Here is an 18,879-nt window from a genome sequence, read left to right on the forward strand (position 1 = left end):
TGGAGGCGCCGCTCCTCAAAGCTGCACGATGCGCAGCGCGGACGGCGCCGGGAACTCTGGCGCGTCGAAGGCCTTGTCGCCTTCGGCATCGGCCACGCCGGTGGCCTTGAGACCCTTGAAGTCGTGTTGCGTTCCATCGAGCAGATGCGAGGGCACCACGTTCTGCAGCGCATTGAACATGTTCTCGACGCGCCCGGGATGCTTGCGGTCCCACTCGCGCAGCATCTCGCCGACCTGCTTGCGCTGCAGGTTCTCCTGGCTGCCGCACAGCGTGCACGGGATGATCGGGAACGCGCGGTGCTGGGCCCAGCGCACCAGGTCCTTCTCGGCCACGTAGGCCAGCGGCCGGATCACGATGTGACGGCCGTCGTCGCTCACCAGCTTGGGCGGCATCGACTTGAGCTTGCCGGCGAAGAACATGTTGAGGAAGAAGGTCTGCAGCATGTCGTCGCGGTGGTGGCCCAGCGCGACCTTGGTGGCGCCGAGCTCGTCGGCCACGCGGTAGAGGATGCCGCGGCGCAGCCGGCTGCACAGGCCGCAGGTGGTCTTGCCCTCTGGAATCACGCGCTTCACGATCGAGTAGGTGTCCTGCTCCTCGATATGGAAGGGCACGCCGAGCGCACTGAGGTAGTCGGGCAGCACGTCCTCGGGAAAGCCGGGCTGCTTCTGGTCGAGGTTGACCGCGACGATGTCGAAGTGGATCGGCGCGCGGGCGCGGAGCTTCTGCAGGATATCGAGCAGTGCATAGCTGTCCTTGCCGCCCGAGACACAGACCATGACCTTGTCGCCTTCCTCGATCATGTTGTAGTCCACGATCGCGCGGCCGACCTCGCGGCACAGGCGCTTCTCGAGCTTGTGGGTCTCGCGCTCGATCTTGAGCGACGCGTCGCGAGGCGTCTCGGTTTCGATGTCAGTCCAAAGAGCACTCATGGTGCAACCCGCTTTCATTCAAAGACAGTATTTCCAGGAACACCGCGGAACCGGCTTTGCCGGGCCGCTTGTGTTGCCCCCGGCGAGGGGGAAGGCGCGCGCGACACGAAGTGCGCGAAGCCTGGGGGAGAGCCATTCACTTGCTCCTAAAAACTTCGACTCCCACTGCATCGCAGTCGGGATAGACATCGGGCTTGGCCGTCGACACGCGCGCGGCCTGCACCTTGGGATGGGCGAGCACCTGCGTGAGGATGTCGTCGCACAGCGTTTCCTGCAAGTGGATGTGGCCCTTGGAGAGGCGCGTGGCGACGGTGCGGCGGATGAAGTCGTAGTCGACCACTTCGTCGAGTTCGTCCGACTTCGGCGTCGAAACGTCAAGCGGCACGTAGAGGTCGACGTTGATGATCACGCGCTGCTCGGCGCGCTTCTCGAATTCGTGCACGCCGATGTTGATCCAGACCTCGTAGTCGCGCAGAAAGACGCGCCGGCACGAGAGCAGAAGGGGGTCGAGAGCGGCAGTGGTCATGGCTTGGAATCTTCCTGGAGCAGCTCGTCGACGACGAACATGATGTCGCGCGGGAGCGGCACCAGGTGCTGGCCGTTGTCGACGCAAAGGGTGGTGCCCGTCATGCTGGGCGTGCCGGCAAGAAAGACGCAAGCGCGGGTCACGTCGGCCGGATCGATGGGCCGGCGCAGCAGGTTGGCGCGCGAGGCCTTCTCGAAATTGGCCCGGTCCTGCGGCCCGCTGGTGTAGAGGATGCCCGGCGCCACGCCGCACACGCGCACCGCCGGCGCCAGCGCCTGCGCTTGCAAGGCCACGGCGCGCTCCAGCGCCAGCTTGGACACCGTGTAGGAAAAGTAATCGGGGTTCAGGTTGTAGACCTTCTGGTCCAGGATGTGGATGGCCGAGCGGTCGATGCCGTCGCCGGGCGCGGCGCTCTTCGCGAGCAGCCGTGCAAAGGACAGCGGCGCGATCAGGTTCACGCCGAGCTGGCGCAGCGCGGCATCGGCGTCGAAATCCAGGCCGGTGTCGGGCTCGAAGGCGGAGGCGTTGTTGACGACGCAGCCCAGCGGGCCGCCGGCCGTGGCCTTGGCGATCAGCGTGCGCCGTCCTTCCTCGCTCGCGATGTCGGCCTCGACCGCCGTGGCGCGGTGCCCTTCTGCGCGCAAGCGCGCGCACAGCGCCTCGGCCTGCACGCGCGAGGCGCGGTACTGGCACCACACTGTCCAGCCCGCGCGCGCGAAGGCCTCGCAGACCGCGGCGCCGAGCCGCTGGCCGCCGCCGGTCACGAGCACGCCGTGGCGTGGGGTCGATTCAGCCATCCTGATAGATTTCCCGTATGAACCAGGAGCACGGCGCCGAACGCGCCACCCCCTTGACCCGGATTATCGATGCCACCCTGCAGCGCGCCGGGGGCTGGCTGCCATTTGACCGTTTCATGGCCCTGGCTCTTTATGCGCCGGGCCTGGGCTACTACGCCAATGCGAGCCGCAAGTTCGGACAGATGCCCTCCTCGGGCAGCGACTTCGTGACCGCGCCCGAGCTCACGCCGCTGTTCGGCCGCGCCCTGGCCGTGCAGGTGGCCGAGGCGCTGGCGAAGACCGGGACCGACGAGCTCTGGGAATTCGGCGCCGGCTCGGGAGCGCTCGCGCTGCAGCTGCTCGACGCTTTGGGCGATCGCGTCGAGCGCTATCGCATCGTCGACCTGTCCGGCATCTTGCGCGAGCGCCAGCAGCAGGCGCTCGCGCGTCACGCCGGCAAGGTCGAGTGGCTGCACGAGCTGCCGGAGACGATGCGCGGCGTGGTGGTCGGCAACGAAGTGCTCGATGCGATGCCGGTGCAGCTGCTGGCGCGCAGCGGCGGCGCCTGGTTCGAACGCGGCGTGGTGCGCCGGGGCGAGGGCTTCGCTTGGGAAGACCGGCCGACCGAGCTGCGGCCGCCGGTCTCGATCGAGGGCGTGCATGACTACCTGACCGAGATCCACCCCCAGGCCGAGGCCTTCATCGCCACGCTGGCCGATCGGCTGAAGGAAGGCGCGGCCTTCTTCATCGACTACGGCTTTCCCGAAGCCGAGTACTACCACCCGCAGCGCCACATGGGCACCGTGATGTGCCACCGCGGCCACCAGGCGGACGGCGATCCGCTGGCGGAAGTGGGCGAGAAGGACATCACGGCGCACGTCGACTTCACGGGCGTGGCGCTCGCGGGCCAGGAGGCCGGCTTCGAGGTGCTGGGCTATGCCAGCCAGGCGAGGTTCCTGCTCAACGCCGGCATCCTGCCGATGATGGAGCAGGCCTCCCTGGCGGAGCGAACGCTGGCGGCGCGCCTGATCCACGAGCACGAGATGGGCGAGCTCTTCAAAGTGATCGGCTTCGCGGTCGGCGAGGCCTGGGATGCCATCGGCTTTGCCGAGGGAGACCGCAGCCACACCCTCTGAAGGGACCGGATGATTCGCCGAGATCGTCGCGGCGGCGCGGGTCAGGCCTTGGCTTGCCGACGCACCAGCCGAAGCTCTTCCTTCAAGAAATCGGCGGAATCGCGCGTGCCTTTGCCCGCGGTACGAACCTTGTAAGGCACCTTCGTCACTTCGGAGCGCGTGCCGCACAGCCTGATGAAGTCCTCGGCGGTCACGATCTTGTCCTTGAAGTGGTCGTACTTGGCGCGCAGGTGCCGCGCCGCTTCGGCCGCATCGTGCTCCTCGCCGTTGCGCATGAACTTCATCGACTTGTGGTGGGCGACGCGCTGGATCAGCGTCTCGATCACTTTTTGTTCGGAGGCCGAAGGCGTGGCGGACGCCGGACCGGCCGCACACAGCGCCAGCGCGGCCAGCAGGCCTTGCATGAATCTCAGAATGTTCATTGCATGAATCTCCAACAGCTTGTTATTGGCAGTCCAACCGATGGTGGCGGCGCGGCATGTCCGGCGTCAAGGCAGCTCGGCGTCAGGTTTAATCTATTCCTTTGCATTTTCGCGCCATGAGTTCCCACGCCCCCTTGCAGGACGATCTGCGCATCGCCGATGCGCTGGCCGATGCGGCCGCCGCGCTGTCGCTGGCCTACTTCCGCACGCCGCTCGACATCATCGCCAAGGCCGACGAAAGCCCGGTCACCCAGGCCGACCGCGCGGCCGAGACCGCGATGCGCGAGATCCTCGGCAAAGAGCGCCCGGCCGACGGCATCTTCGGCGAGGAGCACGGCCTGGAGCGCGTGGATGCCGCGAGCGTCTGGGTGCTGGACCCGATCGACGGCACGCGCAGCTTCATCACCGGCTCGCCGCTTTGGGGCACGCTGATCGCGCTGGTGCGCGGCGGCCGCGTCGAGCTCGGCATGATCGACATGCCGGTGCTTCGGGAGCGCTGGGTCGGCCTGCACGGCCTCGGTGCCGAGCGCAACGGGCAGCCGGTGCGCGCGAGCAGCTGCAGCGCTGTGGCTGAGGCGCGCATCGTCACCACGTCGCCCGATATCTTCAACGCGGCCGACTGGCAGGCCTTCGACACGCTGAGCCGCCGCTGCGCGATGCGCCGTTTCGGCGGCGACTGCTACGGCTATGCCCAGCTCGCGGGCGGCACCATCGACCTGGTGGTCGAAACCGGCCTGCAGCCCTACGACTACCTGGGCCCGGCCGGGCTGATCGAGGCCGCCGGTGGCGTGATCACCGACTGGCAAGGCCGGCCGCTGGGCCTGCAGTCCGACGGCCGCGTGATCGCCGCGGCCACGCCGGCCTTGCACCGGGAGGCGCTCGCGGTGTTGGGCGCGGCGGCCGGCGGCCGCTGAAAAGAAACGCGCGCGGGACCTTTGTCCCGCCTGCCCAGGGCGTTGACGCGCCCGCACGGGCCGAACCGGGACAGCCGCCTCAGGACAGCCGGCGCCGTGTTCCCAAGAATCGATGCTCCCTCACTGTCTCGCGGGAGCTCATTCCATGTCCGTTCACGCCATCCATGCGGCGATCCTGCCCTCGCGGCATCCTGCCTTGCTGGGATTGATCGCGCTGATCGATGCGACGCCCGGCGAGGGGCGCGCTGCGGTCCTCGGACGCTGGCTCGAAAGCCGCATCGGCGAACGCCGCCCGCTGGGCTGGCAGCTCGAGCGCGCGGCCACCGCGGCGATGTCGCTGCTCGATGCGGCCGATACGCCGATCGACGAACTGGCGCGCCGGCACCGCGTGAGCCGGCGCCAGCTCGAGCGCGATTTCCGGCGTTGTCTCGGCGTGGCGCCGCGCACCTACGCGCGGCTGGTGCGCTTCCAACGCGCGGCCTGCGCAATCGCCGACGGCATGCCGCTGGCGCAGGTCGCTGCGGAACACGGCTTTGCGGACCAGGCGCACATGACGCGGGTTTTCGGCGAGACCGCCGGCGTGACGCCGCGCCATCTGCGCGACGGCGGCGGGGCTGCGGCCGCGCTGCGTTCGGTGTTCGCGCATCGCATGGCGATGCCGCCGGCCTTGCGGCTGGCGGCTTGAGAAGCCGGCTGCGGCCACGGGGCCATCCTCACAGATCGTTGACAGGGCCACCCGCGCCTTCGGTCCGCGCGGCGGACGTGCGTTCGCGCGGCTCCTCCATGCCCTGCCAGACGATGACCTTGCCGTGGTCGCTCCACGCTTCGGTGGCCTGGGCTGCCGAATGAATGGTGCCCCGCGCATCGCAGCCGCCGATGCCGGCGGCCAGCACGCACAGCAGGCCGGCCAGCCCGGCTCGGGGGGTGGGTTCGAACATGATGTGCTCCTTCTGAAAAGAGCTTCGATGATCCGAAGACACGGCCTCGCGGTCTTGCACTTTTGCGTCATGCATGCATGGCCAACGGCCTCTTTCCGGCAGCGCTAGACTCTTCGCATGATTCGCTGGCTGATCGTCGTGGTGCTTGCACTGGTCCTCATGAGCGGGCTCACGGAGTGGCTGCGGCGCTACGGCTTCGGGCGCCTGCCCGGCGACTTCGAGTTCCGAGCCTTCGGGCGCGAATGGCAGCTGCCGATCGGCAGCACGGTAGTACTCAGCACCATCGCAGCATTGATCGCAAAGTGGATTTGAGGATGAAGCTCTCCCCCAGGCTTGCCCACTTCGTGTGGCCGCCCAACGTGCCGCGGCACGGAGGCCTTGGCCCTTCAGGCCGTCCAAGCCTGCGCAGGCAGGCTTGGAGCCGCGGCCTTCAGCCCTCACCGGGGGCAGCACCAGCGGCCCGGCAAAGCCGGTTCCGCGGTGTTCCTGGAATGGGCCGCGTGGAGCGACTGAGATGAGGGGTTGTGTCGATATCGGCGGCACCAAAGTGGCCGTGAGCCTGTCGGCCGACAGCGCATCCCCGCTGATCGGGCGGCGCAGCGAGCCGACCGCCAAGACCGGCGACAACGATGCGGTCGCGCTGCAGATCCTGCGGCTCATCGACGAGATCTGCGCCGAGCAGGGCATCGCCGCCGATTCGGTCGACCGCGTGGGCGTGTCTTCGGCCGGCCCCTTCGTGCTGCGCGACGGCATGGTCGAGCTGGCCACCCCCAACATCTGCGGCGGCATCGCGGGCCCGGCGCGCGGCCTGCCCAACAACTGGATGACGGCGATCGTCGAAGCCCCGCTCAAGCGGCGCTTCGCTCATGTGCGGGTCGAGAACGACGCGGTGGCGGCGCTCGAGGCCGAGCGCCGCTGGGGTGCGCTGCAAGGCGCCGACCACTGCGCCTATGTCACTTGGAGCACCGGCGTCGGCGTGGGCCTGTGTGTCGACGGCCGCATCCTGCACGGCAAGAACGGCAACGCGGGCCATGCGGGCCACAGTTTCGTGGTCGACGACGACAGCAATGCGCTGTGCGGCTGCGGCAACCTCGGCGACGTCGAAGGCCTGGCCGCCGGCAACTCGATCGCGCGCCGCTTCGGACATTCGGCCCCCGAGCTCTTCGCCGCGGCAGCCGCAGGCGACCCGCAGGCGGTGGCCACCACCGATGCGCTGTGCCGCGTGATGGGCCGCATGCTCTACAACCTGGTCGCAACCCTGGACCTCGAACGCATCAGCCTGGGCGGCAGCGTGTTCTGGAACAACCGCGAGTTCCTGCTGCCGCGCCTGCAGGCGCAGGTCGACGGCAAGCTGGTTGCCCTGACGCGCGGCGCGGTGCTGGTGCCCGCGGGGCTGGGCGACAAAGTGGGTGACTACGGGGCGCTGGCGCTGCTGGATTGAGGTGTTGGCTCCCTCTCCCGGGCCATTGATTTATGCGCTGCGCTTTTTTGGTCGCCGGAGCCGGGAGTTCGGCCCCGGCGGCGAGACCCGGCTCCGGCCTCACACCAAACGCAACGTACAAATCAGACGCCGAAGTGCCCTCACCCCAACCCTCTCCCGGAGGGAGAGGGAGGTCGGTCATCACGCGGCCACCGCAACAGTCAACCCCCGCTCCGCCACCCGCCCCGCACGCGCACAAGCCGCCACGATCTGCCCCAGCCGGCGCAACCCCGAGTCCACCGCATCGCCGTAGGGCCAGCCGCAGTTGATGCGCAGATAGTGGTCGAAGCGCGAGGAGTTCGAGAACAGCGTGCCGGGCGCCACCACGATCCGCTCGGCGAGCGCCGCATCGAAGACCCGCGACGAGGAGAGGCGCTCGGGCAGCTCGACCCACAGCTGCAAGCCGCCGGGAGGCAGGTTGATGCGCGTGCCCGCAGGAAAGCAGCCGGCGATCGCATCGGCGGTCTGCTCGCGCTGCGTCTTCAGGCAGTTGCGCAGATGACGCAGGTGGCGGTCGTAGGCGCCGGTGGCCATGAAGTGGCCTGCCGCGCCTTGCGAGAGTCCCTCGTTGTTGCGCGTCTGGGCGAACTTGAGCATCTCCACGCGCGCTTGCCAGCGCCCGGCCGCGATCCAGCCCAGCCGCAGGCCGGGGGCGAGGATCTTGTGCAGCGAAGCGCAATGGATCACGTTGCCGCTGGCGTCCCAGGACTTGATCGCGCGCGGCGGCATTGGCGCCTCGACGAGCTCGCTGTAGGTGTCGTCCTCGATCAAGGGGATCGCATGCTGCTCGCACAACTGCGCGAGCCGCACTTTGTGGGCATCGGGCATCACGCTGCCCAGCGGGTTCTGCAGGTGCGGCACCACCACCACGGCCTTGATGTTGTCGTAGGTGCGGATCGCGAGCTCCAGCGCCTCGATCGAGATGCCGGTCTGCGGGCTGGTCGGAATCTCCAGCGCGCGCATGCCGAGGCTCTCGAGCACCTGCAGCAGGCCGTAGAAGGTGGGCGACTCCACCGCCACCGTGTCGCCCGGCTGCGCCACGGCGCGCAGCGCGAGATTGAGCGCCTCGATACAGCCGTTGGTGACCAGGATGTCCTCCGGCGAGATCGTCATGCCCACGCGCACGCTGCGCTGCGCGAGCACTTCGCGGAACTGGCGATGGCCCTTCAGCGGCGCGGCGATCGCCAGCATGCCGGGTTGCTGGCGCAGCATGCGCGTCATGGCGTTGCGCAGCGCCTCGGCCGGATAGAGCTCCGGCGCGCCGCGCGCGATGGAGAGGTTGAGCTTCTCGGGGATCTGCCGGCGGCGCGCGACGAAGTCCGAGACCTTGGCGTGGATGCCGACGTACTGCGCCGGGTCGGGCGCCCGGTCGGCCGCGGGCTCGTCCATGGCCGCGATCGACAGGCGCCGCGGGCGCCGCACGAAGTAGCCCGAGCGCTCGCGGGCCTCGACCCAGCCCTCGCTCTCCAACGCGCGGCACAGCTGCAGCGCGGTCGAGAGGCTGATGCCGTGCTGGCGCATCAGGCTGCGCAGCGAAGGCAGCTTGTCGCCGGGCCGGAGCGAGCCGGCGCGGATCGCATCCAGGTAGCGCGCGGCCAGCTGCCGATAGAGCGGGGGTGAGTCCATGGCTTCGATGCTCGGGCAATGACGGCAGGGATAACAGATGCAGATGCCCGGAAAAACGACCATAACAGATGGGCCCGGCGCCGAACTGTTCCGCTTCCGATTGTCCTTGGCTGTGCCTGTTTTCAAGGCACCCCGCTGCCTACGATTCAGGCATCTCCACTTCGCACCGAACGAGGCCTGCCATGACCAGCGATCTTCCCGAAACCACGCGGCTCGAGCTTGGCCAGTCGCTGCACGTGGCCCTCGATGCAGGCGCCTCGCTGCTGGTCATGGAAGGCCACGTGCGCATCGTGTCGCCGCCGTCCTGGCTTGGCGAGACCGTACTCAGCGTGCAGAACAGCTTCGGCGAGGGCGAGGCCTATGCAGCCGGGCGCGGCGGCTGGGTCGAGGTCACGGCGCTGGCGCCGGCGCGCCTGCGGGGCGTGCCTCAGGCGGCGCCTGTCGTGCCGGCAGCGAACTCGCGCGTCGCGCGGCTGTGGCAACTGCTGGGGGGCTAGCCCCCACGCTCGGCACTGCGTGTCCTCGCTGCCCCCCAAGGGGGCGCAGCCCGCCTTGGGGCGGCCCTGCGGCGGCGGGGGCTAGCGCACGCTCTCGGCCGCGCGCAGGGCGTCGAGAAAGCTGCGCCGCCACCAGTGGATGTCCTGCTCGCGGATGCGCGACAGCAGCTTCTGATGGCGCTCGCGGCGCTCCTCCAGCGGCATCTGCAGCGCCTGCTGCACGGTCTCGGCGGTGCCGTGGGTGTCGTAGGGGTTCACCAGCAGCGCCTCCTTCAATTGCTCGGCCGCGCCGGCGAAGCGCGACAGCACCAGCACGCCCGGGTCGGCCGGGTCCTGCGCAGCGATGTATTCCTTGGCCACCAGGTTCATGCCGTCGCGCAGCGGCGTTACCAGCCCGACCGCAGCCGCGCGGCACAGGCCCGGCACGCGCTTGCGCGCCACCATGCGGTGGATGTAGCGCACCGGCATCCAGTCGAGCTCGCCGTAATCGCCGTTGATGGCGCCGCACAGCGACTCGAGCTCGCGCCGGATGTCGGCGTAGGCGTCGACCGTCTCGCGCGTGGGCGAGGCGATCTGGATCAGGGTCGCGCTGCGGCGGTTCTCCGGGTAGTTGGCCAGCAGTTCGCGGAAGGAGCGCACGCGGTTTGGGATTCCCTTGGAGTAGTCGAGCCGGTCGATGCCCAGCAGCAGGCGCCGGCTCGAATACTCGCGCTTCATGGTCTCGTACATGTCGCGCGACTCCTTGGCATGCGTGAGCGCGGCGAACTCGTCGACGTCGATGCCGATCGGGAAGGCGCCGCAGCGCACGGTCTGGCCGTAGGCGCGGTAGATGCTGTTGCCCATGAAGGCGCCGTTGGCCTCGTTGCGCACGTACTGCTCGAAATGCTGCACGTCCTGCTGGGCCTGGAAGCCGATCAGGTCGTAGGCGAACAGCGAGCGCATGAGCCATTCATGCTGCGGGACCGCCGCCATGATGATGTGCGGCGGCAGCGGGATGTGCAGGAAGAAGCCGATGCGCTGCCGGCATCCCATCGCGCGCAGCTCGGCCGCGAGCGGGATCAGGTGATAGTCGTGCACCCAGATGATGTCGTCGTCCTGCAAGAGCGGCAGCAGCTTGCGCGCGAACAGCTGGTTCACGCGCCGGTAGCCGCCGATGAAGCTGGCCTCGAAGTTGGCCAGGTCCAGCCGGTCGTGGAACACCGGCCACAGCACGTCGTTGCTGTAGCCGAGGTAGTAGCTATCGTGGTCTTCGCGGCCGAGGTCGATGGTGGCGAGGGTGACCTTGCCGGCCTGCTGCCGGTGCATTTCGCCTTCGCCGGTCGGGCCGTTCTCGACGATGGTGCCGCTCCAGCCGAACCACAGGCCGCCGGTCAGCTGCAGGCTTTCGCCGAGCGCGACGGCCAGCCCACCGGCTGCGGGCTTGCGCGGATCGGCGACGCGATTGGAAATGACGACGAGACGGCTCATGGGCTCCTTGTGATGGCGGCCGGGTTCATATGCACGAATCCCACGGCGCCGACAACCGCACCGCCGCATTGATGATTCCCACCATCGAATAGGTCTGCGGGAAGTTGCCCCACATCTCGCCTGTGACCGGGTGCGTGTCTTCCGACAGCAGGCCCAGCGGATTGCGTGCCGCCAGCATGGTTTCGAAGATCTGCCGCGCCTCGGCCTTGCGGCCGATCTTGGCCAGGGCGTCGATGCGCCAGAAGGTGCAGATGTTGAAGGCCGTCTCGGGCTTGCCGAAATCGTCGGCTGCCTCGTAGCGGCGCATGTAGGGGCCGTCGCAGAGCGATTTCTCCATCGCCTCGACGGTCGAGATGAAGCGCGGGTCGCGCGCGTCGATCAGGCCGACCTCGACCATCAGCAGGATGCTCGCGTCGAGCTCGTGGCCGCCGAAGCTCTCGGCGAAGGCCTGGCGCTCCTCGCACCAGGACTTGGTGAGGATCTCCTCGCGCATGCGCGAGGAATGGCCGTGCCAGTAGGCCGCGCGTTCCGGCAGGCCGAGCGCGCGCGCCACCTTCGCGAGCCGGTCGCAGGCGGCCCAGCTCATCAGCGCCGAGCTGGTGTGGATGCGCGCGCGCGTGCGCAGCTCCCACATGCCGGCGTCGGGCGTGCCGTAGACGCGGATGGCTTGTTCGCCCACGGCCTCGAGGTACGGGAACTCGGCCACGCCGGCGCGGCTGAGCAGGCGGTGGTCGTGGAAGGCCTGCGAGGCGCCGAGCACGATGTTGCCGTAGACGTCGTGCTGGAAGTGCTCCTGCGCCTGGTTGCCCACGCGCACCGGCCCCATGCCGCGGTAGCCGGCCAGCCCTTCGACGAAGGACTCCGGCAGCTCGCGCTCCAGGCCGATGCCGTAGAGCGGCTGGATGTGCTCGCCGTGCGAGCCGATCACCACGTTGCCGAGCCAGCGCAGGTAGTCTTCCATGGTGCCGACTTCGGACAGGCTGTTGAGCGCGCGCACCACGAAGAAGGCGTCGCGCAGCCAGCAGAAGCGGTAGTCCCAGTTGCGCTGGCTGCCCGGCGCCTCGGGGATGCTGGTGGTCATGGCGGCGACGATGGCGCCGGTGTCCTCGTAGAGCGACATCTTGAGCGTGATCGCGGCGCGGATCACCGCGTCCTGCCACTCGAAGGGGATCGCGAGCCGCTTGCTCCAGGTGCGCCAGTAGGCGATGGTCTCCTGCTCGAAATGGCGGGCCGTGTCGGCGATGCCGTCGGTCAGCGTCTCGTCGGCGCCGAACACGAAGTTGTGCTCGCGCGACAGCACGAAGGGCTGTTGCGACAGCACGTGCGAAACCGAGGCGTCGGTGTTGAGGCGCAGCGCGAAGTCGGGCCCCACGTAGCGGATGTGGTTGCTGCCGCGCGTGATGGTCGGCGCCGTCGCGCCCCACTGGAAGCGCGGCGCGAGCGAAACGCGGATGCGCGGCGTGCCCTGGATCGGCCTGACGCGGCGAACGAGGGTGAGCGGCCTGAAATAGCGCGAGCGGCTGTGAAAGCGCGGCGCCAGGTCGGTGATCTCGAGGCCCTGGCCTGCGCTGTCGAAGAGCTGGGTGCGCAGCACGGCGGTGTTCGGCTCGTACCACTGCTTGGACGACGCGAAGTCCTCGATCTCTATGGCCCATGCGCTCGCATCCTCGGCCGGATGCAGCAGCGCGTTGAACACCGGCTCGCCGTCGAAACGCGGCAGGCAGCACCAGACGATGCGGCCGCGCTCGTCGACCAGCGCGCTGAAGGCGCAGTTGCCGATCACGCCCAGCTTCAGCGAGGGTTCGGCCGGCGCAACGAAGCCGCGGCGGCCAGCGGGTGATTCCAGTACCTCGGGATGCGGCGCTGCCTTGTCGCTCGCGCCGGCGGCGCCGGCGATCGCCTCGCCGGCGCGGTCTTCGGGCGCGGCGATCTCTTTCAGATTCGTCGTCATGCAGGTTTTCCTCGGGTGTCGGATACCGGTCCCGCGAGCAGATCGCGTGCCTGGACCAGCCATTCGAACACGGCGCGGGGAGAATCCAGCCGGTGCAGCGCCAGGCTGGGACCCGATCCGACCTTGATCGCCACGCCGCCGCGCGGCTGCACGATGGCGAAGCCGCTTTCGTCGGTGGTGTCGTCGCCTGCGAAAACCGGCATGCGGCCGGCGAAGGGCGCCTCGCGCAGGAAGGCATCGATCGCGATGCCCTTGTTGACGCCCGCGGGCTTGACCTCGAAAACGAACTTGCCGTGCAGCAGCTCCAGCTGCGGCTGGCCGTCGATCACGCGCAGCAACGCGTCGCGGCAGACGGCTTCGAGCTGCGGCGCGAGCCGGTAATGCAGGGCGATCGCGGCATGCTTGCGTTCCACCAGCAGGCCTTCGTAGACGCGCGCGAGTTCGTTGGCGGTGTCCAGCACCAGCTTGAGGTCGGGCGCGCGCTGCTCCTGCATCCGGCCCTCGGCATCGCGGCGCTGCACGCCGTGCTCGCCGGCGGCCGGCAGGCGCAGCGGCGCGAGGAATCGGTCGAGCACGTCGATCTGCCGGCCGGACACGACCGCCAGCGCGCCGTCCAAGAGGTCACTCAGGTCGCTCAGCAGCGGGACCAGGGCGCTGGGCACGTCGATCGCCTCGGGCGTCTCGGCGATGGCCACCAGGGTGCCGTCGAAGTCGAGGAACAACGCGGCGTCGGGGGTAAGGCGAGGGGGCGTCTGCATGGAGGGAAAACCATAACAGAGTCGCAGGGCGGAGGGCGTCGGTCAAAGCCGGCAATCGTTTTTTCAGACGGAAACAGGGAGCGCGGCGGCCACGGCTGCCACGCGCGCGCGGGCGATTGCCTCGCCGATCCTCGCGCCGGCGGCGCCCGCCTGCTGCGCCGCGCGCGCGATCGGCTCCGTTTCGACGGATCGGGCCGCGGCCAGCGCGGCCAGCAGCCGTTCGCGCTGTGGATACGGCTTGTCCTCGAGCCCGAGCCGCCCGCGCGCATCGCATTCGCAGGCCAGCAACGCCTGATCGAACCGCTCGGGTTTGCGAAACGCATCGCAGCGTTCGAGCAGCCGAACCAGCGCCTTCGCTCCGAGCTCGCCGCTGCGGTGGATGTTGCCGTGCTCGCGCGCCACCACCTCGGACAGTTCGCGCAGTTCGACCGGCACGCGCCAACGCTCGCACACGGCGCGCAGCAGTTCGACGCTGCGCTGCTCGTGGCCGATGTGGCGCGGCAGCGCCTCGGCCCGCGTGGTGCCCTTGCCGAGGTCATGCACCAGGCAGGCGAAGCGCACCGAAAGCGGCGCTTCGAGCCGGGCCGCCATGTCGAGCACCATCATGAGGTGCGCGCCCGTGTCGACCTCCGGATGATGGGCTTCGGGCTGCGGCACGCCCCACAGCCGGTCGACCTCGGGCAGCAGCACGGCCAGCGCGCCGCAGTCGCGCAACAGTTCGAACATGCGCGAAGGCCTGGCTTCCGTCAGCCCGCGTGCAAGCTCCTGCCAGACCCGCTCGGGCACCAGTGCATCGACTTCGCCGGCGGCCACCATCTCGCGCATCAGCGCCATGGTCTCGGGCGCGACGCCGAAGTCGGTGAAGCGGGCCGCGAAACGCGCGACGCGCAGGATGCGCACCGGGTCTTCGCGGAAGGCATCGGTCACATGGCGAAGCTGCTTGCGTTCGAGGTCGCGCCGGCCGTGATAGGGGTCGACGATGTGGACGAGGTCCAGCGTCTCGCCGGCGTACTCGGCCGGCAGCGCGATGGCGTTCACCGTGAGGTCGCGTCGCGCCAGGTCCTGCTCGAGCGTGATCTCGGGCGAGGCATGGATCACGAAGCCGCGGTAGCCGGGTGCGCTCTTGCGCTCGGTTCGCGCCAGCGCGTATTCCTCGCGCGTCTTCGGATGCAGGAAGACGGGGAAGTCGCGGCCCACGGGCAGGTAGCCCCGCGCGGCCATCTGTTCGGGCGTGCTGCCGACCACCACCCAGTCGCGATCGCTGCCGGGCCGGCCCAGCAGCGCATCGCGAACGGCGCCGCCGACGAGGTAGATTTGCATCCGCCGCAGTTTAGGCGCTCGGCCTTCTGCGGCGGTCGGCGTCACCAGCGCGGCGCGATGCGTTCGCCCGGCAGCACGTCGTAGGGCGGCGCCCAGCCCGGCAAGCCTCGGAGGCGCCCGACCCAGGCCGCGATGTGCGGGTAGCGCGCCGCCACGTCGATGCCGCTTTCCTCGGCCGGGTAGAAGAGATAGCCCGACAGCGAGAAGTCGGCGATGGTCGGCTCGGCGCCGACAATGAAGTCGCTCGCCGACAGGTGCCGTTCGACCACCCCGTAAGCGGCATCGATGCGGCCCATGAGCCAGGCCATGACGGCTGGATCGGGCGCGCTGGCGCCGAAGGACTTGGCGAAGCGGTAGCTCGCGAAGTAGCTGGTGAACTTGTGGTTGTCGAACAGCAGCCAGCGCAGGATCTCGCGTCTGTCCTCCGGCGTACGGCCGCCGTAGGCGCCGTGCTTGTCGGCCAGGTGGGTGAGGATCACGCCGGACTGCGTGAGGCGCAGCGGCCCGTCCTCCAGCACCGGGGCCTCGCCCATCTCGTTGAGCGTCTCGCGCCAGGCCGGATCGCGCGTGAGGCCGCCCTGCATGTAGTCCACGAACACGGTCTCGAAAGGCTGGCCGAGCGCGCGCAGCAGGAAGGCAACCTTGAAGCTGTTGCCCGACTGGGCGAAGCAGTGCAAGCGGTACATGTCTCAGCGTTCGAAGCGGTAGGGTTCGTCAATGACCACGAAGCGCTTCTCGACCAGCGCCTCATCGATCCAGGCCTTCACGCCGGGAAGCTGCTGTACGCGCTCGATATAGGCGGAGATCGCGGCAGGCACCGGCAGGCCGAAGGTCCTGATGCGCACGCCGACCGGCGCGAAGTACGCATCCGCGATGCCGAACTCGCCGAACAGCATCGGCCCGCCATGGGTTTCCAGGAGGCCGCTCCACATCTGCACGATGCGCGCGAGGTCGGCGCGAACCTCCGGCTTGTCGCGCAGGATGATCCGGCCCTGCTCGCGCAGGTCCGCCTCGATGTTCATTCCGCAGTGGCTGCGCAGCGCGCCGAAACCGGCGTGCATCTCGGCGCAGATGCTGCGCGCATGCGCGCGCTGGGCCTTGTCGCGCGGCCAGAGGGCCTTGTCGGGATGGCTCTCGGCCAGGTATTCGCAGATCGCCAGCGTGTCGTAGACGACGATGGCGCCGTCCTCGAGCACCGGCACGCGGCCGACCGGGCTGACCGCGCGAATGGTCTTCTTGAAGCCCGCGTCGGCATCCATGGTGTCGAAGGGCACCATGACCTCCTCGAATGCGATGCCGGCCTGCTTCATGAGCACCCAGGGCCGCATCGACCAGGACGAGTAGTTCTTGTTGCCGATATAGAGCTTGGGCATCACGGTCCTCCAGATTGCTGCAAAGCCCTCGATGCTAGCGGCTGGCCAGTGCGCGATTGATGCCGAAGGCGCGGGCTATTGATGCTCAGCGCTTCGTTTCGTCGTCCGGCGACGCGATCACGCGTGGTTTTCCGTTGCCGCCGTTGCCGTTCGGCGGGCCGACCATGCGCTCGATCAGCGCCACCAGCCGCGGCACCAGGGAGAGCACGGCCAGCGCCAGCAGGGCGCTGAGTATCGCCGTCACCTCGCGCCCGAGCCCGCAGGCCATGCCGATCGCGGCCGTCATCCAGAGGCCGGCCGCGGTGGTGAGGCCCTGCACATGGCGTTCGTCCCGGCCCTGCTTGAGGATGGTGCCGGCGCAGAGAAAGCCCACGCCCGCCACCAGGCCCTGGATGACGCGGCTCATGTCGGCCGGCACGATGCCGGTCTGCTGCGGCACGAGCACGAAGAGCGCGGAGCCGATCGCCACCAGCATGTGGGTGCGCACGCCGGCGGCCTTGCCCTGCTGTTCGCGCTCGAAGCCGAGCGCGAAGCCCAGCACGGCCGCCAGCAGCAGGCGCACCAGGATGCGGGTGAGCTGGGCGACGTCGCCGACGTCCGAGAACTCGGCCGCGATGGTGCTGGCGGCTTCGTCCCACCAGGTCATTCAGCGACCTCCCCCAAGGCTTGCCGCTTCGTGCACTTCGCGCACCGCCTCCTGAAGGAGGGGACGAGCGCCTTCGGGCGGCCGGTCGCCGCTCATCAGGGCAGGTCCTTGTTGGGCTCGGGCTCGGCGGCATCGCGCGGGCCCACCTTGCCGAGGCGATCCTTGATCGACTGCGGCCGGCCGGTGATCAACGCGGCGTAGTTGGTGGCGTTGGCGAGCACCTTCTTGACATAGTCGCGGGTCTCGTTGAAAGGCACGTTCTCGGCCCAGATCGCCGCCTCCACCACCGGTCCGTTGCGCCAGTTGCGCGGCCGGCCGGGGCCGGCGTTGTAGGCCGCGGCGGCGAGCGCCATCGAGCCGTCGAAGTCGTCGAGCGCCAGCTTGAGGTAGTTGGTGCCGATGGTGATGTTGGTGTCGCGGTCATTGATCTGGCCGGGCGTGAAGCCCGCGAGGCCGATCTTGTTGGCGGTCCAGCGCGCGGTCGCGGGCATCACCTGCATCAGGCCCGAGGCGCCGACGCCCGAGCGTGCGTCCATGATGAAGCGGCTCTCCTGGCGGATCAGGCCGTAGACGTAGGCCGGGTCGAGGCCGATCTCCTCGCTCTTGCGCACCACGGTGTCGCGATAGGGCATCGGGTAGCGCTGCTCGACGTCGATCATGCCCTTGGTGCGTTCGCTGGTGTTGATGCAGCGGTCCCACACTTCGCGCTGGCAGGCGAAGTCGGCCGCGGCCAGCAGTTCGCGATCGCCCATGCCGCCCTTGTCGTGCAGGTTGGTCGCGTAGTTCCATTCGCGCGTGCCCTCGGGGCGCAGGCCGATCGCGATCGCGTAGAGCGCGCGGTTGAGCGCGGCGTTGCTGCGCGCGGCTTGCTTCTCTTCGGGCGTGAGCGGCGCCGGGCGGGTCGGCACGGTGGCGCGCTCGCCCAGCTCTTCGAGCGCCAGCAGCTCGTAGAAGCCGCGCGTGCCGGCAATGCTCTCGAACAGCGCGCGCGCCTGGGCGCGGCGCTCGTCGCCGCCGTAGGCGTGCAGGGCGCGTGCCTTCCAGTAGATCCAGGTCGGGTCCTGCTGCGTCGATTCGCTCATGGCATCGATCGCGGCCTGCACGTTCTTCCAGTGGCCGCTGCGCAGCGCGGCGCGCGTCTTCCAGGCCAGCATGTCGTCGGAGAGATCGCTGTTCTTCGTGACGTTCGCGAAGGCGCCGCCGGCCGCCGGCGAGAGCTTGACGGCGTACTGCCGGCCGATCGCGCCCCAGACCCAGTTGCGCTCCTCCGGCGTCAGCATCGGGCCCCACTTGTTCTCGAGCTGGGAGGCCGCCATGTCCGGGTCGGCGATGGTCATCTTGATCAGCGCGAGCACCACCAGTTCCTTCCGGGCCTTGGTGGCGACGAAGGCGCGGCTGGTCAGGAACTTGGCCATGCTGGCGTTCAGCTCATCGAACTGGGCGACAGCATCGGGCGCGGCGAGGAGGATCGCGGCACGCGCCGCCTGCGGCCGGTTGGTCTCGATGGAAAGGCGTGCCTTTTTCCAGGCGTCGTTGGGCGACATCAGGCCGGCCGCGATCATGCGGTCGGCCGCGGTCAGGCAGCCGTCGTCGAGCTCGCGCTGGCCGAGCCAGTTGCGGCGGACTTCGTCGGCCTGCGCCTTGGTGGCGTTGCCGCCGCGCAGCGTCTCGACCAAGATCGCGTAGCAGCGCACCTGGGCATCGTCGTTCATGCGGAAGGCCGGATGCAGCGCGGCGAAGCCGTCCCAGTCGCGGCGCTGGCCGAGCAGCATCAGCCAGTCGTTGCGCAGGCGGTCTTCCTGGTAGGTGCCGGCATAGCGCGAGAGGAAGTCCTGCACCTCGGAGGCGCTCGCTTCCTGCAGGCGCGCCTTCAGCTCCCAGTAGGCTGCCCAGGGTTCCAGCACATGGCCGCGCGCCTGCGGCAGCAGGGCAGCGAGACGCGCCTTGTCGCCGCGCTGGAAGGCCTGCTTCATCTGGACCAGCACATCGTCGTCGCGGTTCTGCGCGCAGGCCGGCTGCAGCAGTGCCGCGGTGGCGAGGACGAGCGAAAGAACGAGGGTGGAGGAGGGTGCGCGGGGGCGGCGGAGCGCGGGTGCCAAAATGCTTGCAAACTGCATCG

20 protein-coding genes are annotated in these 18,879 nt (G+C 69.1%); 6 read left to right on the forward strand and 14 right to left on the reverse strand.

All coding sequences use genetic code 11. The annotated features are described in order from the left end of the window. Window positions 1-15 precede the first annotated feature (15 nt). From ttcA to EJI01_RS11565, 3 genes are all read right to left on the reverse strand, one after another. Complete coding sequence (gene ttcA / locus EJI01_RS11555) at window positions 16-930, reverse strand: tRNA 2-thiocytidine(32) synthetase TtcA (protein ID WP_126837246.1); 915 nt, start codon at window positions 928-930, stop codon at window positions 16-18. A 136-nt stretch (window positions 931-1,066) separates the two neighbouring features. After that, window positions 1,067-1,456 carry a dihydroneopterin aldolase gene (locus EJI01_RS11560; protein WP_126837247.1) on the reverse strand — a complete coding sequence of 130 codons (390 nt, stop codon included), beginning with the start codon at window positions 1,454-1,456 and terminating at the stop codon, window positions 1,067-1,069. After that, entirely contained in the window at window positions 1,453-2,253 is an 801-nt protein-coding gene (locus tag EJI01_RS11565) for an SDR family oxidoreductase (protein WP_126837248.1), read from the reverse strand. The genes EJI01_RS11560 and EJI01_RS11565 overlap by 4 nt, the downstream gene beginning before the upstream one ends. Before the next feature lie 17 nt (window positions 2,254-2,270). On the opposite strand from EJI01_RS11565, the gene EJI01_RS11570 reads away from it, so the two are divergent. Continuing rightward, entirely contained in the window at window positions 2,271-3,368 is a 1,098-nt protein-coding gene (locus EJI01_RS11570; RefSeq protein ID WP_126837249.1) for a class I SAM-dependent methyltransferase, read from the forward strand. A 41-nt stretch (window positions 3,369-3,409) separates the two neighbouring features. On the opposite strand, the gene EJI01_RS11575 is transcribed toward EJI01_RS11570, so the two are convergent. Then, window positions 3,410-3,790: a DUF5329 family protein gene (locus EJI01_RS11575; protein ID WP_126837250.1), complete on the reverse strand. Its 381-nt coding sequence runs from the start codon at window positions 3,788-3,790 to the stop codon at window positions 3,410-3,412. A gap of 116 nt (window positions 3,791-3,906) precedes the next feature. Here EJI01_RS11575 and hisN point away from each other — a divergent pair, with 116 nt between their 5' ends. Both hisN and EJI01_RS11585 read left to right on the forward strand, forming a co-directional pair. Further along, on the forward strand, window positions 3,907-4,704 hold the full coding sequence (gene hisN / locus EJI01_RS11580) for a histidinol-phosphatase (protein ID WP_126837251.1): 798 nt from the start codon (window positions 3,907-3,909) through the stop codon (window positions 4,702-4,704). A gap of 145 nt (window positions 4,705-4,849) precedes the next feature. Beyond that, a complete protein-coding gene (locus EJI01_RS11585; RefSeq protein ID WP_185878904.1) occupies window positions 4,850-5,389 on the forward strand; it encodes a helix-turn-helix transcriptional regulator in 540 nt (179 codons plus the stop codon). A 28-nt stretch (window positions 5,390-5,417) separates the two neighbouring features. On the opposite strand, the gene EJI01_RS11590 is transcribed toward EJI01_RS11585, so the two are convergent. Further along, window positions 5,418-5,642 (reverse strand): hypothetical protein, encoded by a 225-nt coding sequence (locus tag EJI01_RS11590; RefSeq protein ID WP_126837253.1) that lies wholly within the window; start codon window positions 5,640-5,642, stop codon window positions 5,418-5,420. Window positions 5,643-5,759: 117 nt separating this feature from the next. Here EJI01_RS11590 and EJI01_RS11595 point away from each other — a divergent pair, with 117 nt between their 5' ends. Together EJI01_RS11595 and EJI01_RS11600 are read left to right on the forward strand one after the other, a co-directional pair. Further along, the gene (locus EJI01_RS11595; protein WP_093104104.1) at window positions 5,760-5,954 is read left to right on the forward strand and encodes a DUF2905 domain-containing protein; all 195 of its coding nucleotides are present in this window, start codon (window positions 5,760-5,762) and stop codon (window positions 5,952-5,954) included. 202 nt (window positions 5,955-6,156) lie between these two features. Next, on the forward strand, window positions 6,157-7,083 hold the full coding sequence (locus EJI01_RS11600; RefSeq protein WP_126837254.1) for an ROK family protein: 927 nt from the start codon (window positions 6,157-6,159) through the stop codon (window positions 7,081-7,083). 180 nt (window positions 7,084-7,263) lie between these two features. On the opposite strand, the gene EJI01_RS11605 is transcribed toward EJI01_RS11600, so the two are convergent. Further along, the gene (locus EJI01_RS11605; RefSeq protein WP_126837255.1) at window positions 7,264-8,748 is read right to left on the reverse strand and encodes a PLP-dependent aminotransferase family protein; all 1,485 of its coding nucleotides are present in this window, start codon (window positions 8,746-8,748) and stop codon (window positions 7,264-7,266) included. A gap of 182 nt (window positions 8,749-8,930) precedes the next feature. On the opposite strand from EJI01_RS11605, the gene EJI01_RS11610 reads away from it, so the two are divergent. Beyond that, on the forward strand, window positions 8,931-9,245 hold the full coding sequence (locus EJI01_RS11610; protein ID WP_126837256.1) for a hypothetical protein: 315 nt from the start codon (window positions 8,931-8,933) through the stop codon (window positions 9,243-9,245). Window positions 9,246-9,326: 81 nt separating this feature from the next. Here the strand turns inward: EJI01_RS11610 and otsA are convergent, their stop codons facing one another. The 8 genes from otsA to EJI01_RS11650 form a co-directional block, all read right to left on the reverse strand. Then, on the reverse strand, window positions 9,327-10,712 hold the full coding sequence (otsA, locus tag EJI01_RS11615; protein ID WP_126837257.1) for an alpha,alpha-trehalose-phosphate synthase (UDP-forming): 1,386 nt from the start codon (window positions 10,710-10,712) through the stop codon (window positions 9,327-9,329). Window positions 10,713-10,737: 25 nt separating this feature from the next. Further along, on the reverse strand, window positions 10,738-12,663 hold the full coding sequence (locus EJI01_RS11620; RefSeq protein ID WP_126837258.1) for a glycoside hydrolase family 15 protein: 1,926 nt from the start codon (window positions 12,661-12,663) through the stop codon (window positions 10,738-10,740). Next, entirely contained in the window at window positions 12,660-13,421 is a 762-nt protein-coding gene (gene otsB, locus EJI01_RS11625; protein ID WP_126837259.1) for a trehalose-phosphatase, read from the reverse strand. The genes EJI01_RS11620 and otsB overlap by 4 nt, the downstream gene beginning before the upstream one ends. Window positions 13,422-13,484: 63 nt before the next feature. Continuing rightward, window positions 13,485-14,741 (reverse strand): multifunctional CCA addition/repair protein, encoded by a 1,257-nt coding sequence (locus tag EJI01_RS11630; protein WP_126837260.1) that lies wholly within the window; start codon window positions 14,739-14,741, stop codon window positions 13,485-13,487. Between the two features lie 41 nt (window positions 14,742-14,782). Next, window positions 14,783-15,427 carry a glutathione S-transferase family protein gene (locus tag EJI01_RS11635; RefSeq protein ID WP_126837261.1) on the reverse strand — a complete coding sequence of 215 codons (645 nt, stop codon included), beginning with the start codon at window positions 15,425-15,427 and terminating at the stop codon, window positions 14,783-14,785. Window positions 15,428-15,430: 3 nt separating this feature from the next. Continuing rightward, window positions 15,431-16,114, reverse strand: coding sequence for a glutathione S-transferase family protein (locus tag EJI01_RS11640; RefSeq protein WP_126837262.1), 684 nt, complete (start codon window positions 16,112-16,114; stop codon window positions 15,431-15,433). Between the two features lie 85 nt (window positions 16,115-16,199). After that, window positions 16,200-16,760: an MgtC/SapB family protein gene (locus tag EJI01_RS11645; RefSeq protein ID WP_126837263.1), complete on the reverse strand. Its 561-nt coding sequence runs from the start codon at window positions 16,758-16,760 to the stop codon at window positions 16,200-16,202. A 95-nt stretch (window positions 16,761-16,855) separates the two neighbouring features. Next, window positions 16,856-18,877: a lytic transglycosylase domain-containing protein gene (locus EJI01_RS11650; protein ID WP_126837264.1), complete on the reverse strand. Its 2,022-nt coding sequence runs from the start codon at window positions 18,875-18,877 to the stop codon at window positions 16,856-16,858. Window positions 18,878-18,879 lie beyond the last annotated feature (2 nt).

The sequence above is a fragment of the Variovorax sp. MHTC-1 genome (genome assembly GCF_003984645.1).
In the GTDB taxonomy this organism is placed as follows: Bacteria; Pseudomonadota; Gammaproteobacteria; order Burkholderiales; family Burkholderiaceae_C; genus Variovorax.

What these genes read in the sequence shown, in the direction of transcription:
- EJI01_RS11635 (WP_126837261.1), bottom strand. Translation starts at nt 15,427, where the DNA reads ATGTACCGCTTGCACTGCTTCGCCCAGTCGGGCAACAGCTTCAAGGTT.
- otsA (WP_126837257.1), bottom strand. Translation starts at nt 10,712, where the DNA reads ATGAGCCGTCTCGTCGTCATTTCCAATCGCGTCGCCGATCCGCGCAAG.
- ttcA (WP_126837246.1), bottom strand. Translation starts at nt 930, where the DNA reads ATGAGTGCTCTTTGGACTGACATCGAAACCGAGACGCCTCGCGACGCG.
- EJI01_RS11645 (WP_126837263.1), bottom strand. Translation starts at nt 16,760, where the DNA reads ATGACCTGGTGGGACGAAGCCGCCAGCACCATCGCGGCCGAGTTCTCG.
- EJI01_RS11590 (WP_126837253.1), bottom strand. Translation starts at nt 5,642, where the DNA reads ATGTTCGAACCCACCCCCCGAGCCGGGCTGGCCGGCCTGCTGTGCGTG.
- EJI01_RS11640 (WP_126837262.1), bottom strand. Translation starts at nt 16,114, where the DNA reads ATGCCCAAGCTCTATATCGGCAACAAGAACTACTCGTCCTGGTCGATG.
- EJI01_RS11630 (WP_126837260.1), bottom strand. Translation starts at nt 14,741, where the DNA reads ATGCAAATCTACCTCGTCGGCGGCGCCGTTCGCGATGCGCTGCTGGGC.
- EJI01_RS11620 (WP_126837258.1), bottom strand. Translation starts at nt 12,663, where the DNA reads ATGACGACGAATCTGAAAGAGATCGCCGCGCCCGAAGACCGCGCCGGC.
- EJI01_RS11600 (WP_126837254.1), top strand. Translation starts at nt 6,157, where the DNA reads ATGAGGGGTTGTGTCGATATCGGCGGCACCAAAGTGGCCGTGAGCCTG.
- EJI01_RS11605 (WP_126837255.1), bottom strand. Translation starts at nt 8,748, where the DNA reads ATGGACTCACCCCCGCTCTATCGGCAGCTGGCCGCGCGCTACCTGGAT.
- EJI01_RS11565 (WP_126837248.1), bottom strand. Translation starts at nt 2,253, where the DNA reads ATGGCTGAATCGACCCCACGCCACGGCGTGCTCGTGACCGGCGGCGGC.
- EJI01_RS11650 (WP_126837264.1), bottom strand. Translation starts at nt 18,877, where the DNA reads ATGCAGTTTGCAAGCATTTTGGCACCCGCGCTCCGCCGCCCCCGCGCA.
- EJI01_RS11585 (WP_185878904.1), top strand. Translation starts at nt 4,850, where the DNA reads ATGTCCGTTCACGCCATCCATGCGGCGATCCTGCCCTCGCGGCATCCT.
- EJI01_RS11560 (WP_126837247.1), bottom strand. Translation starts at nt 1,456, where the DNA reads ATGACCACTGCCGCTCTCGACCCCCTTCTGCTCTCGTGCCGGCGCGTC.
- EJI01_RS11570 (WP_126837249.1), top strand. Translation starts at nt 2,271, where the DNA reads ATGAACCAGGAGCACGGCGCCGAACGCGCCACCCCCTTGACCCGGATT.
- EJI01_RS11610 (WP_126837256.1), top strand. Translation starts at nt 8,931, where the DNA reads ATGACCAGCGATCTTCCCGAAACCACGCGGCTCGAGCTTGGCCAGTCG.
- EJI01_RS11595 (WP_093104104.1), top strand. Translation starts at nt 5,760, where the DNA reads ATGATTCGCTGGCTGATCGTCGTGGTGCTTGCACTGGTCCTCATGAGC.
- EJI01_RS11575 (WP_126837250.1), bottom strand. Translation starts at nt 3,790, where the DNA reads ATGAACATTCTGAGATTCATGCAAGGCCTGCTGGCCGCGCTGGCGCTG.
- otsB (WP_126837259.1), bottom strand. Translation starts at nt 13,421, where the DNA reads ATGCAGACGCCCCCTCGCCTTACCCCCGACGCCGCGTTGTTCCTCGAC.
- hisN (WP_126837251.1), top strand. Translation starts at nt 3,907, where the DNA reads ATGAGTTCCCACGCCCCCTTGCAGGACGATCTGCGCATCGCCGATGCG.